This window comes from Motilimonas cestriensis (genome assembly GCF_021295315.1).
Classification (GTDB): domain Bacteria; phylum Pseudomonadota; class Gammaproteobacteria; order Enterobacterales; family CBDFNC01; genus Motilimonas; species Motilimonas cestriensis.
In genome coordinates this window covers 44,668-58,733 of record NZ_JAIMJA010000019.1, presented here as the reverse complement: position 1 = coordinate 58,733, position 14,066 = coordinate 44,668, and the positions used below count along the sequence as shown (strand labels likewise).

The 14,066-nt window shown below is 44.6% G+C and carries 19 protein-coding genes; 2 read left to right on the top strand and 17 right to left on the bottom strand.

The window, feature by feature from the left end; all coding sequences use genetic code 11:
- Nucleotides 1-2: 2 nt before the first annotated feature.
- Nucleotides 3-1,562: a methyl-accepting chemotaxis protein gene (locus K6Y31_RS16760; RefSeq protein ID WP_233054082.1), complete on the bottom strand. Its 1,560-nt coding sequence runs from the start codon at nucleotides 1,560-1,562 to the stop codon at nucleotides 3-5.
- Between the two features lie 108 nt (nucleotides 1,563-1,670).
- On the opposite strand from K6Y31_RS16760, the gene K6Y31_RS16755 reads away from it, so the two are divergent.
- Complete coding sequence (locus K6Y31_RS16755) at nucleotides 1,671-2,231, top strand: hypothetical protein (RefSeq protein WP_233054081.1); 561 nt, start codon at nucleotides 1,671-1,673, stop codon at nucleotides 2,229-2,231.
- 51 nt (nucleotides 2,232-2,282) lie between these two features.
- Here K6Y31_RS16755 and K6Y31_RS16750 read toward each other — a convergent pair whose 3' ends face one another.
- The 11 genes from K6Y31_RS16750 to K6Y31_RS16700 all read right to left on the bottom strand — a co-directional run bounded on the left by K6Y31_RS16750 (nucleotide 2,283) and on the right by K6Y31_RS16700 (nucleotide 10,221).
- The gene (locus tag K6Y31_RS16750; RefSeq protein WP_233054080.1) at nucleotides 2,283-3,404 is read right to left on the bottom strand and encodes an ABC transporter permease; all 1,122 of its coding nucleotides are present in this window, start codon (nucleotides 3,402-3,404) and stop codon (nucleotides 2,283-2,285) included.
- Between the two features lie 215 nt (nucleotides 3,405-3,619).
- A complete protein-coding gene (locus tag K6Y31_RS16745; RefSeq protein WP_233054079.1) occupies nucleotides 3,620-4,546 on the bottom strand; it encodes an ABC transporter ATP-binding protein in 927 nt (308 codons plus the stop codon).
- Nucleotides 4,543-5,454, bottom strand: a complete 912-nt coding sequence (locus K6Y31_RS16740) for an HlyD family secretion protein (RefSeq protein WP_427901912.1) — start codon at nucleotides 5,452-5,454, stop codon at nucleotides 4,543-4,545. Before K6Y31_RS16740 ends, K6Y31_RS16745 begins: the two co-directional genes overlap by 4 nt.
- A gap of 29 nt (nucleotides 5,455-5,483) precedes the next feature.
- Nucleotides 5,484-6,140 (bottom strand): TetR/AcrR family transcriptional regulator, encoded by a 657-nt coding sequence (locus K6Y31_RS16735; RefSeq protein WP_232803300.1) that lies wholly within the window; start codon nucleotides 6,138-6,140, stop codon nucleotides 5,484-5,486.
- A gap of 86 nt (nucleotides 6,141-6,226) precedes the next feature.
- Nucleotides 6,227-6,739, bottom strand: coding sequence for a hypothetical protein (locus K6Y31_RS16730; protein ID WP_233054077.1), 513 nt, complete (start codon nucleotides 6,737-6,739; stop codon nucleotides 6,227-6,229).
- 3 nt (nucleotides 6,740-6,742) lie between these two features.
- The gene (locus tag K6Y31_RS16725) at nucleotides 6,743-7,339 is read right to left on the bottom strand and encodes a glutathione S-transferase family protein (RefSeq protein WP_233054076.1); all 597 of its coding nucleotides are present in this window, start codon (nucleotides 7,337-7,339) and stop codon (nucleotides 6,743-6,745) included.
- Nucleotides 7,340-7,444: 105 nt separating this feature from the next.
- Nucleotides 7,445-8,029, bottom strand: coding sequence for a DUF6151 family protein (locus K6Y31_RS16720; RefSeq protein WP_233054075.1), 585 nt, complete (start codon nucleotides 8,027-8,029; stop codon nucleotides 7,445-7,447).
- Nucleotides 8,030-8,180: 151 nt separating this feature from the next.
- Nucleotides 8,181-8,558, bottom strand: a complete 378-nt coding sequence (locus K6Y31_RS16715; RefSeq protein WP_232803304.1) for a TipAS antibiotic-recognition domain-containing protein — start codon at nucleotides 8,556-8,558, stop codon at nucleotides 8,181-8,183.
- A 452-nt stretch (nucleotides 8,559-9,010) separates the two neighbouring features.
- Complete coding sequence (locus K6Y31_RS16710; RefSeq protein WP_232803305.1) at nucleotides 9,011-9,226, bottom strand: 2-hydroxymuconate tautomerase family protein; 216 nt, start codon at nucleotides 9,224-9,226, stop codon at nucleotides 9,011-9,013.
- A 9-nt stretch (nucleotides 9,227-9,235) separates the two neighbouring features.
- The gene (locus tag K6Y31_RS16705; RefSeq protein ID WP_233054074.1) at nucleotides 9,236-9,616 is read right to left on the bottom strand and encodes a nuclear transport factor 2 family protein; all 381 of its coding nucleotides are present in this window, start codon (nucleotides 9,614-9,616) and stop codon (nucleotides 9,236-9,238) included.
- A 2-nt stretch (nucleotides 9,617-9,618) separates the two neighbouring features.
- On the bottom strand, nucleotides 9,619-10,221 hold the full coding sequence (locus K6Y31_RS16700; protein WP_233054073.1) for a glutathione S-transferase family protein: 603 nt from the start codon (nucleotides 10,219-10,221) through the stop codon (nucleotides 9,619-9,621).
- A 111-nt stretch (nucleotides 10,222-10,332) separates the two neighbouring features.
- On the opposite strand from K6Y31_RS16700, the gene K6Y31_RS16695 reads away from it, so the two are divergent.
- A complete protein-coding gene (locus tag K6Y31_RS16695; protein WP_233054072.1) occupies nucleotides 10,333-11,232 on the top strand; it encodes a LysR family transcriptional regulator in 900 nt (299 codons plus the stop codon).
- 55 nt (nucleotides 11,233-11,287) lie between these two features.
- Here K6Y31_RS16695 and K6Y31_RS16690 read toward each other — a convergent pair whose 3' ends face one another.
- The 5 genes from K6Y31_RS16690 to K6Y31_RS16670 form a co-directional block, all read right to left on the bottom strand.
- The gene (locus K6Y31_RS16690; protein ID WP_233054071.1) at nucleotides 11,288-11,803 is read right to left on the bottom strand and encodes a GNAT family N-acetyltransferase; all 516 of its coding nucleotides are present in this window, start codon (nucleotides 11,801-11,803) and stop codon (nucleotides 11,288-11,290) included.
- Between the two features lie 48 nt (nucleotides 11,804-11,851).
- Nucleotides 11,852-12,061 (bottom strand): hypothetical protein, encoded by a 210-nt coding sequence (locus K6Y31_RS16685; RefSeq protein WP_233054070.1) that lies wholly within the window; start codon nucleotides 12,059-12,061, stop codon nucleotides 11,852-11,854.
- Nucleotides 12,062-12,459: 398 nt separating this feature from the next.
- Nucleotides 12,460-12,876, bottom strand: coding sequence for a GNAT family N-acetyltransferase (locus tag K6Y31_RS16680; RefSeq protein ID WP_233054069.1), 417 nt, complete (start codon nucleotides 12,874-12,876; stop codon nucleotides 12,460-12,462).
- A 17-nt stretch (nucleotides 12,877-12,893) separates the two neighbouring features.
- Nucleotides 12,894-13,376 (bottom strand): hypothetical protein, encoded by a 483-nt coding sequence (locus K6Y31_RS16675; RefSeq protein ID WP_233054068.1) that lies wholly within the window; start codon nucleotides 13,374-13,376, stop codon nucleotides 12,894-12,896.
- 325 nt (nucleotides 13,377-13,701) lie between these two features.
- Nucleotides 13,702-13,977: a hypothetical protein gene (locus tag K6Y31_RS16670; protein ID WP_233054067.1), complete on the bottom strand. Its 276-nt coding sequence runs from the start codon at nucleotides 13,975-13,977 to the stop codon at nucleotides 13,702-13,704.
- Nucleotides 13,978-14,066: the final 89 nt, after the last annotated feature.

Here is a 14,066-nt window from a genome sequence, read left to right as displayed (position 1 = left end):
ATTTACTCAGCATTAAAACGCTTAACCAAATTCACGGTTTTAGTCAGCTCTTGCTCCATTTCACGGTGCGCATGATGAGCATTAGTCGCCACTTGTTGGCCTGATTGCGCCTGTAAAACTAACTCTTCTAAACGCTGATGTAGCTCTGCACTTGCTTGATTTTGATTAAGAGCGAGTGATTTTATTTCTTGGTTGATACCCATCACGTCAACTATTTCAACAAATATTTGACCAAATTGACTGCTCACTTGCTCAATCGCCGCCACATTAGTGTGTAAAGTAGCTTGGCTAGCATTCATACTATCCACAGCATGTTGTGCCCCTTGCTGTAACGTGGAAATCATCGTGTTAATTTTTTCTGTCGATTGACTGGTTTTACCCGCTAAAGAGCGCACTTCATCAGCAACCACGGCAAAACCTCGGCCTTGCTCACCCGCACGAGCAGCCTCAATCGCAGCATTAAGGGCCAATAAATTTGTTTGGTCGGCAATACTTTTAATGACATCCAGTACACCGGTAATGGATAGCGTGTTCTCTGATAGATTTTTGATGGATGCTGCCGTTAACGTCATTTCTTGTTCAAATGCTTTTATTCCTGTTAATGATTCTTCTATGGTGCCATTAGTACGAGTTGCATCTTGATTGATACTTGCCACCTTAGTATTCGAGGTAGAAGATGAACTAATAATGCTTTCGCTCATTTGATTAACTTGATCGATTTGTTGCTGGGCAAGATGTACGTCGTCAGCTTGTTTGGCAATCAACTCAATCAATTGTTGTGAGTATTGATGGCTGTTATCTTTCAAATGCGTCAATCGTGAAGTTTGCTCACTAAGATGGGTGAAGGACTGAGATAACGCTTCAAGTAATTGGTTAAAATACTGCGCAATATTTTTTAGCTCTGGCGCTCCTTTCTCTTCTATACGAGCACTTAAATTTGCATCGCCTTTGCTTAGACGACTAATACTTAAGGCAAAATGCTGTAATGGTTTACTCAGCAACCAGTGGATAGAGAAGTAAACCACGCAAGTGATAAATAAAACCTGGCCAATGAAAAAACCAATCAAAGTACGGCTATTCGAATTAATTTCATCGGCAATCATTTGATAATTATAGGCCACGGCTAAATGACCTACGAGATCGTCTTTTTTACCGTATTTAATCTCCTGCCAAACCTCTAAATAGTCCGTATTATTAACGGTTTGATACTGGCTTTCGTGGTCAGCAACGAGCTTTATTTGCCCTGCCTGTAGCGATAAATCGTCGGCACTGTAAATTACGTTACCGTCATTATCGAGTACTTGCAAAAACAGTATGCTATTGGGATTTTGCTGATTCACAACCTGAATATCTTCAGCAATATTTTCTACTTTACCGAATCGAGTCGCCCCCGCAATTTTTAACGAAATGGCAGAACTCATTAGTAAACTTTGTTGCTGAAATTGATGTTTTGCTAACGTTTGAACGTGGTGGCGGTTTAGCGCAAATGATAAGGCCGAACCAGCAACGAGCAACACAATAATAATGCAAGACAAAGTAACCTTGATTGACCAATTTTGCATGAAAGTATTCTCCAAAGAACCAGACTCAAAAGCGAAGGAAGCAAACGTAAAAAATAGACTATGCTGTAACTGTAGTTGACATATAGATCATTATAAAGTGAGGTAAAGATGAAAAAAATTGTTTTATGCGCGCTTCTAATAGCAGCTAGCAGCGTTCAAGCCAATGATTTTGCGCCACAAATGAAAGAGCATTTTGCAACCAAAGTAAGCTCTTGGCTAAATACTCCTACTGTTATCACTGCAGTAAAGGCACAAAATCAACGAAACATGTCGTTAACAGATAACGACATCAATTCGCTCGATCAACAATGGCGCACAGGTGTCGATGGCGGAGATACTACCTTAATAGATAAAACACTTAATAATGAGCTTTCAACTTACTTAAAGCAGGTTGAAACAGACGCTGCAGGCCTTTACACAGAAATATTCATCATGGATAACAAAGGCCTTAATGTTGGTCAAAGCTCCATGACCAGTGACTACTGGCAAGGGGATGAAGATAAATTTAAACAGACTTACTCCATGGGGGCGGGTGCTATTTTTGTTGATGAAGTAGAAGAAGATGAATCTACCCAAATGTTTCAGTCACAAATGAGCGCCACCATAGTCGATGAGAATGGTGCTCCAATTGGCGCAATCACCATCGGCATTAACGTAGACGAATTGTAATCTGGTTAAGCGAACTCAACGATGCTGAGTTCGCTTAAATTCACCACCTAATCAATCCAACCGCTTTGAAAAACGTAAACTCGCCACCAACAAACCGATAGCAGTAAATCCTAGTAACCACAGTGCATCTAGGCTTAGATCCATCACCTCTGCATCACGTAGCACAATGGCGCGGGACATTCGCATAAAATGAGTAGCGGGCAGCGCTTCGGCAATCCATTGCGCTGCCACAGGCATCGCCTCGTAAGGGAACATAAAGCCCGACAGCAAAATGGAAGGTAACAAAATAAAAATAGTCAATTGCATCGACTGGAGCTGAGTTTTCGCGATGGTCGAGATCACTAAGCCTAAGGTCAAACTGGCACAAATAAACAACAGTGATGCTAGCGCCATTGAGTCGATACCACCACGAAATGGCACGTCAAATAGCAAATGTCCTGCGCCTAGCACTATGGTCACTTGTATTAGTCCCACCAACACATAAGGCATTATTTTACCGACCATTAATTCCATTGGCCGTACTGGTGTGGTGATTAAAAACTCCATATTGCCTTGCTCACGCTCGCGCACAATCGCCGCCGAGGTAAACATCACCATGGTCATGGTTAAAATCACCCCCAGCAAACCGGGCACGATGTTTACTACCGAACGCTGCTCGGGATTGAAATATTGCACCACTTCAAAACTGGGCACAGTGTGAGTGGGCGGCAAATTCATCACATCATACAGCGGCATTTGTCTGAGTGTTTTGATGGTCGCCGCCACCACAGTATCCGAGCCGTCCACCAGCCATTGGCCGACTGGTTGCGCGAAATAATGCCCGCCACTAGCCGAGGGATGACGCACTAAGCGCTCAGCTAAATCGGGCGGTAAATACAACACCGACTTTACCTCACCTTTAGTAATGGCCGCCTCAGCCTCGTTAATGCTGGCGTAGTTAAATTTAAAATCAACCACTTGGCTGGCCTGCATGGCCGCCACAATCCGCGGTGCATAGGCACTGTCACTTAAATTCACTAACCCCGCAGGAAGGTGACGTGCATCGGTATTGATGGCATAGCCAAATAACATCAGCTGCACCAGCGGGATCATCACTATCATGCCAAAGGTCATGCGGTCGCGCGAAAGCTGGCGCAACTCTTTTACTACAACGGCCCAGATCCTAAGCAACATATGTAATCTCCCATACGCTCACCTGCGCTTTGCTTAAACCTGTCGCGGTCGAGTAGAGTCTGTTGTTACTGCAAAATTTCGTTTTCAGGGATGAAAACGCAAAGCGTATAGGGACATATTCACCGCGTTTTTGCGGGAAAAACATACTCTTTCGTTTATCCAGCATTCGAGTTGCAGTAATTGTTCGAGCGCAATCAACGATAGCCTTTAAAACCCTAAGCCACATGCCGATCCCCTCCCGTACAAGTGACAAATACATCCTCTAAGCTAGGCTGCACCAAGAACAGATCTCGCTCGCCTACTTGCAGTTTTAACCAAGCGAGGGGGTCAGCAATTTTTCGCGCCACCAGCACCCGCAACCGACTGCCAATTTGCGCGGCAGAAAGTACTTCAGGGAGTTTAACTAAGGTTTGTTTCAGCGAGCGCAGATCTTCTCCAGCTACTTCAACCACTTGTGCATTCATCGCATCCATCAATTGTTGCGGCGAGCCATCGGCGCGTTTAATACCGCGCTCTAAAATAGCCAGGCCATGACACCGCTCGGCTTCATCCATGTAATGGGTTGAGACTAAAATGGTGGTGCCTTGGTCGCATAAATCAAACAAGCGCTCCCAAAATTCGCGGCGATTTTCGGGATCAACCGCCGAAGTGGGCTCGTCTAAAAATAGCAGTTCAGGGCGATGTAATGTCGCAGCAGCTAAGGCTAAGCGCTGCTTTTGCCCTCCGCTCATTGAGCCAGCCAATTGTTTTTCACGCCCTGCTAATTCATACAAGCTTAACAACTCAGCTAAACGGCTGCGGCGCTCGCTGCGCTTTAAGCCATAAATTCGCGCAACAAATTCCAGATTTTCCAACACCGATAAGTTGTCGTATAAGGAGAATTTTTGCGTCATATAACCAATGCGGCGGCGTATTCTTTCCTCGGCACCAAATAAGTTATCACCGAGAACTTTAATCTCACCAGCACTGGGCGTTAATAATCCAGTCAGCATCCTAATAGAGGTAGATTTGCCGCAGCCATTCGGCCCTAAAAAGCCGTAAATACTGCCCGTAGCGATGGCTAAATCGACTTGGTCAACCGCCATCACACCAGCGAACTCACGGCTCATGCCATGAGTTTCAATCGCCAAGCATGCGCTCATGGCAATAGCTCCACTTCAAGGGCCATGCCCGTGGGCAATTGTTGGCCAGCGGCGTCTAAATCAATATCTGCTAGGTACATTAAGCGCGCTCGATCGCGCTCGTTTAATGCATAGAATGGCGTATAAGCAGGCTCACTGCGCACCTTGCGCACAGTGCCGGTTAAACTTTGCTCACGGCCATCCACTAAAACATTAACCTGCGCCCCCACTGATACCCGATCGAGCCAAGTGGCAGGAATATAAGCCCTTACATAAGGTCGTTCGGTAGCAAGTAGCCCCACCAGCTGTGACCCCTTGACCACACGGTCGCCTACTTGCCACGGCATAACATCCACAATGCCAGCCTGTGCAGTAATTAAGGTTAAATCTGCCAAGTTTTTTTGCGCAATGGCCACGCCTGCTTGGGCACCATTGACCATGGCACGAGCTTGATCTATTTGCTCACTGCGCGTACCGTTTTGTAACTCGTTCAAACTTTGTTGGGCTTGGGCTTGCTTAGCATCTGCCGTGTCTAAGTTAGCTTTGGCTTGGTCTAAATCTGCTTTGGTCAACACCCGCGTTTTATACAAGCGCTGAGTACGTACATAGTCTTGCTGCGCTTCGGTAACATTGGCTTTCGCTTCCGCTACGCTGGCTTTAGCACGGGCAATTTCTTCGCCTCTCGCGCCAGCTACCAGCTCTGCTAACTTGGCTTGGATTTGCGCCAGCTCGGCTTGTTTTTGTGCCAGTTGTGCTTGGGCAACCGTATCATCCAAACGCAGTAAGGCGTCACCCGCACTCACTTGCTGCCCTTCTTCAACCAAAATTTGCTTGATTACTTCATTAACAGGCGCGGTTAATGTCATCCGATCCCGCTCAACCTGACCAAAAGCCCTTGGCTCTGGCTCGGTGCATCCCGTGATGATCATTAACACAGCAAGTAAAGTTAAGTACTTCATTATGCGTCCTCCGAGTCAGACGACTTCAGCAAGCCATGCTGTAATACACTGATATTATGCGCCACTAATTGCGCTAACTCATTGGGCTGACCACTAAAACCAAACTGTTGCATCAATACCGGCGGAGCGATTAAGGGAAAGACCATTAAGCTAACTAAGCTTAAACGCGCTAATTCGGGGTTCACTTCATCACGTAAGCTGCCAGAGTTAATCAACGCACGAGCCAACCATTGGCGAGATAGCTCCATTACATCAGCAAAAACATTTAATAAAATCCGCTGCGGCTCGCTGTGCTCTGGCTCTTGTAAAACTCGCACTATTAATCGCGGTAAAGCAGGGTTAGGAGCCATGGCCTGGTAGTAAGTTTGCATTAAGCTGGCAAGATCGCTGGGCGCAGCCGAGGCCGACATGTCACGTAGATTGGCTAAAACCGGTGCCAACGTTTCACGCACCATGCTTTCAAACAAGCCGGTTTTAGAGCCAAAGTAATAACGGATCATTGCAGCATCCACTTCAGCTTGTCGCGCTAATTCTCGCGTTGAAACCGTCGCAAAGCTGCGACTACCGAATAGCTGCAACGCCGCGCGAATTAACCTACTTCGCGCATCAGAATCCCCTTTCGGTCGCCCCGCAACCCGCTCACTCAGCGTTGCCATACTCGCTCCTCAACAATAATTCACCTACTGATGAATATTAGTGAAGAACAAGGTTAAAGGGCAGTGTTTAAATTCCTCAATGTGGCCTAAGTTGAGGAATTAGTTTGCTTAATCGCGGGGGGGAATAATCTATTTGCCAATAATTTTGCCAGCCAGCGGGCAATAAATATTAAAGGAATAAACGCAATCATAACAATCACACCTTGCCCCATTTGATGGTTTATTTCGTAACTCACAGGCGTTAATTGCTGGTCTTTACTGACCCGATAAATAGAGGTTGAGCTGTAACTGTTAACATAATTAAAGCGGATCAGCTGGCTATCCCGATCCGACTGCAACACACGGATGTGGTGAATATCGCCGACATTTAACGCTACTTCTTCTTGGTCAAGCCAAAACTGATAATCAGACGGGTTAGCCAAGGCATGCGCTAGCTTTATTTTTTGGTATCCTTTGCTTGTTCTCGCCAATACAAAAAAGTTAGGCGCTTTTTCCGCAAAATTAGCTTCCACCAGCGGCGGCGCAGTAAACGTAAAGATTGCCATCAAGCCCGCCGCTATCAACGCCAAGGTCACCATAACATTAAACAGCAGCCTCATTACTTAACCCAGCGCCACATAATGCGGCTGCTGCGCAATGCGCTGACACCAAGCTTGAATATGCGGATAGCGGTTTAAATCAAAACCACCTTGCCCGGCCACATGGGTGTAAGCATATAGTGCAATGTCTGCAATAGTTAAACTGTCACCCACTAAGAAATGGGTTTTCGTGAGCTGTTGTTCCATGATCGATAAAGCTTTATTACCACCGGCTTGTAGCGATTCATACTCAGCTAGGCGCGCCGCTGGCATGCCTAAATAATGCTGAATAAAACGGGCTACTGCGACAAAAGGCTCATGGCTGTATTGCTCAAAGAACAACCATTCATACACTTTAGCTTCTTGGAATTTATCACTTGGCATTAGCGCCGTATCGGCAGCAAAGTAACCCAAAATCGCATTCGATTCGGCTAACAAACGGCCATCATCTAGCTCCACTAACGGAATTTTGCCATTGGCATTTTTAGCCAAAAATTCAGGTGTTTTGGTATCACCCGCTAAAATATCTACCGCCTGCCACTGATGCTCAATTTGCAGCAGCGCCATCAACAGTTTTACCTTGTAGCAGTTACCTGATTGCACATCGCCGTATACGCGCATGTTGATATTCCCTTAATCATGTTGTTATCTAAAGCACTCTAACCTAAGGTTTTATTTATTACCAGAAGCAAGAAAAGGGCTGGAAACCAAGTTATGAGGTATTAGTTATGCGTCATCCTTCAACTGCGCCAACTCTCGGGACGTAAGTATCGATGGCACCACTCGCGGCGAGCCTGATGCATTAAACAGCGGCGAATTTTTGTAGCGGCCACTGATGCACATCGTGACAAGAAGCCAGATAAAACGTGTTATAACGCCTATAAGACCACGCTGCTTGGGCTTTATCTCACCCAGAGCGGTATCTGTATTTAAGATCGCAATATTTGTTCCGAAGTCTTTATCCATCTGGGCATGATCGAGAGAGGAATGAATTAATCCAATAAATGAAATTTTTGGGTTGGCCATCGTGTTGCCGATAGGAGTGTTACAGCACGACGCATACCAACGAACCATGCCCTTCTCACTCAGGCGTACAGCAGAAAGTCGATCTTCTCCATGCAAAAAGCGAAGACGCGGTTGCGCAACTTGCACAATCTCAGTCCCGCCTTGCGGGTCTAATACCTCAGCCGCTTTGCCAAGAAACTTTGCGAACGCTTGGCAATCGGTACAGTGGCAGATGAGTCGATTGTGGACTCCACTGCCTTCTAGTTGGCCGCGGACGCTACCGCACTGGCATTGAATTGAATGCATCTTGGTTACCACTCCCAGTGTCATTCAAGTTAGTTTACCCAATGACGTTTTCAATAAACTATTGTCATAATCCAATAACATCACGATAGCGTTATTAGCGCCTAAATCAGGTGCGCCGCAAACCTAATCTATACCTATCTACTATAAGATTTTATAAATTATTGTCCGCGTAATGAACAATTGCATCGCCCAAATAATCAACCATGTCTGGATGATACGAATTGTGAAATTTTTTCATGTCTTCATTTTCTTTATAAAATATCCCCATACCTATGTATGCTTCTTTAGAAGGGGTATAAAATCTACATGCTATTTCATAGTGTTCTTTCATTAGTGCCTGAACATTTACGTTATCAACAGCTGTTTCATCTGCGTATTTTGCTAATTTTTTATACAGAACATCCCAATCTTGGTGGACAAGCTCCCTATTCACATGCGCCCAGTTATTGGTAGTTGACAAGCTATGAGCTTGCTCTGCATCTAGCGCTTTCTTACATTCAGTTAAATAATCATTACTCAATTTATTCATTTGTATTCCATTAAGTTACATTTGTTCGTGCCAAACTTGCCAAATCACATAGGTGAACCTAACGCTCACTTATTTTTAACATTTTATTGACACACAAAACCATAGCCGAGTTCCTATTTTGATTCAATCGTTTAGTCTTTTTCTACTGGATGAGGATTATGCTGATTTAGCGGTTTGTTGGGAGATTTAGTACTACTTTTTTTGGAGAAGGGCATTTTGACCATCGGGGCTCACCCTTTTAACTTATCGGCTTTTGCAGCTTTTTTATATCTTGAACAAGGCGCTTACAGTGAAAAAAGGCGTAGCTGGTACTAGTGCAATGAGATAGCCAAACATGAAATGACCCTAGTTTAGGGTCACCGTTGATTATTTGTTTAGCTAGGTCACTATAACCGAAGGTCGTTTATACACAATCTAACCGCTGCAAATATGACCTAACCAGCACCTTAGCGTTAGGATTTAGTGTTTTGTTTCTGCTGGCGCAATGTGGTTACAGAGTCATAACCAACTCCCCAGTTATCGGTATTCACTTCTTCGATTAGTACAAAGGTAGTGGCGGGATCTTTATTTAACACCTTTACCAGCAGCTCGGTGGTACCCGCAATTAGCTGCTGCTTTTGCGCCGTACTTACACCTTCATTGGTAATCTTGATGTTCACATATGGCATAACCTTTCCTTATTGTTTTAATTGTAAAAATGGGTTGTTGGCATACTGTTTGGAAACAATAGTCCACTGCCCTTGCTCATGTAAAAAACCTAAAAAATCTATGTATTGTTCACCGAGCAATGGGCAGCTTAACTTAGCGAATGCCTGCTCACCGCAAAGCTCAATTGACAAGATTTGATAGCGATATGGATGACCAAGGGCCTGCGGCACTGGACGATTAGCGACCAACTCGAGCCACTGCGCCTTAGTGCGGCGGATCCCAGGGGCATACAGGCTGACGTTGTCATCAAACAAGCTGTCTAACAACTTGGTATCGGCGCTATGTAACCCTTTAAAATAACTACCAATCATAGATTCAATAATGGCTAGATCCGACGCAGCTTCAGCCATGATTAAGCCACCTGTTGCTCAGCGGCAACTGCAGCAACATAGCTGTCACGTTGACGAATTTGCTGCAGCAAGGCTTGAGTTTTTGGCCCTAGTTGAATATCAACATTAAAATATTGGCCCCAAGTTTCGTACACACTCAATAGTATGTCCGCAGGCGTCAGGCGCTCACCAGCAAGATAAGGCTGCTGTTGCAAAATGTGCTCAATATGAACCCATAGTTTATTAATCCCAACCGCTGCGGCCTGTAGTGCAGTGGTTTGTGCCTCGCCCTCAGGTAGTGCCGAAGCAATAAAAAACAACTTGCTATAAGCAGGATGTACTGTTGCGTTGGCAAATAATAGCTGCTGAATGGCTGCTTCTTTTTCAACTGCACTTTGTGGTAACAAGTCATTCGGATGATTTTGCAGCAAATGTAAAATAATCGCCGCACCCTCGGTGATCACCTGGTCGCGATGGCCTAGAGCAGGCACCGCGCCAACGGGGTTAATAGCCTGAAAATCCTCTACATTGTTGCGATTAACCAAGGTGAAAGGCAGATTTAGTTCGCGTAAAATAACTTGAGTAGCCAGCGAACAAGCGCCAGGTGAGAAATATAGTGTGTACATGTTTAACCTCTGTTTGTGGTGTGGTTGATTTGAGTACACTATAAACCCCGCTATTGAACTGATATATAGTCACAATTAGCAAAGTCTTTTTCCCTTACGGAAACAATAACAATGGACAAGTTAAAAGCAATGCAGCTTTATGTTCGCGTGGTTGAGCTAGGTAGCTTTTCCCGCGTGGCCGAGCAGCTTGGTACAAGTAAATCAATGATAAGCAAACAAATCAGCCAGTTAGAAGACAATTTAGGGGTTCGTTTATTACAAAGATCAACCCGTCGCCTGCAAATGACGGAGTTGGGAGAAGACTATCTAGTCAGCTGCCGCGAAATTTTAAAACGCCTTGAAGACACCGAAGTACAGCTACAAGCGTCACAGCACTCGGCGAAGGGACGATTGCGTATTAACGTGCCGATGGCGCTAGGCTCAACCGTGCTCGCACCCGCACTGGCGGCATTTATGAAACAATATCCACAAATTGAGCTAGACGTTGAGCTGAGCGATATGGCACAAGATTTACTTGAGCATAACTTTGACCTTGGCCTTAGGGTCGCTAGTCGTGAGTTTGACTCAGCCTATGTCGGCAAAAAAATCACCAAGTTTAGCTATAGTATTTGTGCCTCACCTGAATATTTAGCCACTCACCCTACCATCCAAACACCGCAAGATTTACAGCAACATCACTGTTTTGAATACAGTTATTTTCGTCATAAAAACCTTTGGCCAGTTGGCGTAGACCCCGTGCCCATAGCGGGTCCGCTCAAAGCTAATAGCTCAGTGTTCTTACTGGAAATGATCAAGCAAGGGCTAGGAATAGGCTATATTCCTCGGTTTATCTGCCACCGCGCCCTACAAGCAGGAGAAGTGGTAGAAATACTAGACGATGCAACTAAACCCATTATGACCTTATTTGCCCTCTACCCTGTGCGTCAGTACACACCGCCTAAGGTTAAGTATTTCATTGAGTTTTTAGAGGCTTGGTTTGAAGGGCATCCGTATCAGGATGAGGACATTTGAGCGCCAGGTAAATAGTGACAGTTCCGTTTTACACTCTCTAGCTTTGGTAGCTGCTTCAAACTTGTGTTTGGGGCAAAATATACTCAAACATAGCCACACTACTTTCATCGGGCATTTGTTCAACAAAACCTAACTTCTTAAGGAGCTTAGCGGATGCAATATTGGTTTGGTCAACGCCCGCTACTAGCTTTTGCCAAGGTTGTGTATTGCCAACATCAGCCATGAACCCATACAACAGCTCAGTTGCTAACCCCTTACCCCAATAAGCTTGCGCCAATAAATAACCGATATGGGCAAAGTTTCCCTGTGTGACATAAACAAATAAGAAGCCAATAACATCATTACTGGCGGATTTTACTAGTAGTAAGCGGCTTTGCGACAACATACTATCCAGCCAAACTTCGGCCGCAGCGGGTGTATTCACATCATGAAAATCAGCCGGTAACGCAGCAACCACCGCAGGCGTCAGGATCGTTGGCACGCAAGCAAGTAATTGCGAGCGCTCAGACAAGGAAATGTCGGCTTCCACTTCAACTACGGTTAACCTTGGCGTTACAAATGATATGGTCATGTTTTGCTCAATCTAACGATCATTTAATGATAGCCCGTTTTTTCATTACTACCCCATTCCTAGGTCATCGACAAAACGAGATTTCAGATTTATTTCATTGCTAGGGATATCAAAATCACGATATAGGAAACACTTTATTGTCTCATACACCTCTTCAAACTCTACTTCATTGCCATTTTGCATCTCGCATGCATTTGCAACGTAGACAACAAAATCACCGACAACACCTAACGTTTGAGCCACGATGCTGGATACCACTTGCACCATGCCAAAAGCTTATATTGCTCGTTAGTGATTCCGATTCTCTTCTTAAGGATAAATCGATACCCATAAAATACTGCTACGAAATTGCAGACACACATAGGCAAAATACAGGTAATAGCAACGAGCCCAACAATACTTCTTGAATAATTTTCCTCTATAGATTCAAAGAAAGGTATAAAGAAAAACATTACTCCAACAGATGGCATCAACGCAGAAAGCGCTACAAATCGTGTTAACAATCGATACCTAAACTTTAATCGCCTAAATAAATCTTTACTATGAATTCTATTCATTAACAATCACATACTTTTAAACTCGCACGTTACATACGAGGTAGCTACCTAAAAAGGCTGTTTCTGCCGCGCTTACCAAGCCATCATCAATCGGCTGCATTATCTTTGCTCTCTGATACCCATGCCCATCAGTTTGCTACTTTCGGCAAAGCCATGACGTTGATAGAGACCATGCGCGTCATCGGTGGCTAACAGCAGTAGCTTACCTTGCCAACGCGGATCGCTGACCACGGTTTCGACTAACCATTTACCCAGCCCTTGGCCGCGATATTCAGGGTCAATGATGACATCGGCTAAGTACGCAAACGACACATAATCGGTGACAATTCGGGCAAAACCGATTTGGAGCTGCTGATCATAAAGGGAAAAACATTGCGAGTGTTGCACTGAAGTGGCGATGTCTTCTAAGCTTCGCTGCGCCGCCCAATAGGATAAACCGAGTAAGGCTTTTACTCTCGCTAAATCAACCTTATCCACTTGATTGTAAATATTAAAACGTCCGTTTACTGCAATCATTACCTTAATCCCTTGGGTTAATCTGCGATTACCATCTTAGTTTCGGTCACAACATCATTCACCACAGTGATCGCACATTCGTAGCGAAAATAATGCGCCCGATGATTCAATATGCCCACCCTGTCGTATTTGTCACGCATATCCAAAATAAAAAACGAGTGCCCTTCGGCCAGCGTTATCACATCACTAACAGGCTTATTTAACTCAACTTCCGAGCAAAACTGTTGCAAGGGCGTGCGGTAATAATGATTGATACCAAATACTACACCTACCAGTAAAACCTGAACCAGTACTATGGCAAATATTACTTTTAATATAATTAAAGCTGCTTTGGTGAAAAAGGCCTTCGACTTATTCAAAATATTCTTAAACTTTGATGAAATCGCCACACGCGGTTCCTTGATGATATTGCATCGGTCAGCAGTTCTGATACTTAGCGCGCCAGCTGCAATAATGAAAACAGCACCAACATCGACAAAGTAAAAAATAAAAAGACCCAAGGACTTTTTATTTTTTGCGGCGAGGCGGCAACGGGTTCAGCAAACCTCATCAGCATAATTAAGAATAATGCCACGGCTAACACGCCTATCAGGTAGGGGGAAAAGCCTTGATGAACAACGCTGAACGTCACAGACAATATAAAACTAACAAGCGCTATCAATACAACGCCCAACTGCCATAACTTGCTGACAGCATAATGGTAGCCACAGCTAGCGCAGCTTGAGAAACAAGTGATGCCGACCGCAGCACAGATTAAACGCCAGCTAGCGACTCCGCTGTTACCACATGATGGGCATATTTTCATCACTGACAAAGTTAGTCGATTTAACTGCGCACTTTCTTTATTTGCTCTTTGGCTAATTCATACACACCAATCATTGACTGGGTTAAAGCGCCATAGCTATCCAGCGCTTCTAATTGTGGCTGGGCAGCTAGTGTCAAGGCTTCTTCAGCAGTGGCAGCTTGAATATAATAATTATTAGCCACTTCAAAGCCTTGCTCAAGTAGCTGCGTTTTTTCATCCGCAAAGGTCGCTGAATCAACATCTAGATAAGTTAATGAGCCGCTGTCATAGCGCTTAAAAAATTGGAAAGAAGGCATAAATAGTCCTTTATCAGCCCCAATTGGCATCAAGGTAAGTTCAAATAATCATAAAAATAAAACATAAGGATGCAATAATCCACACCTAA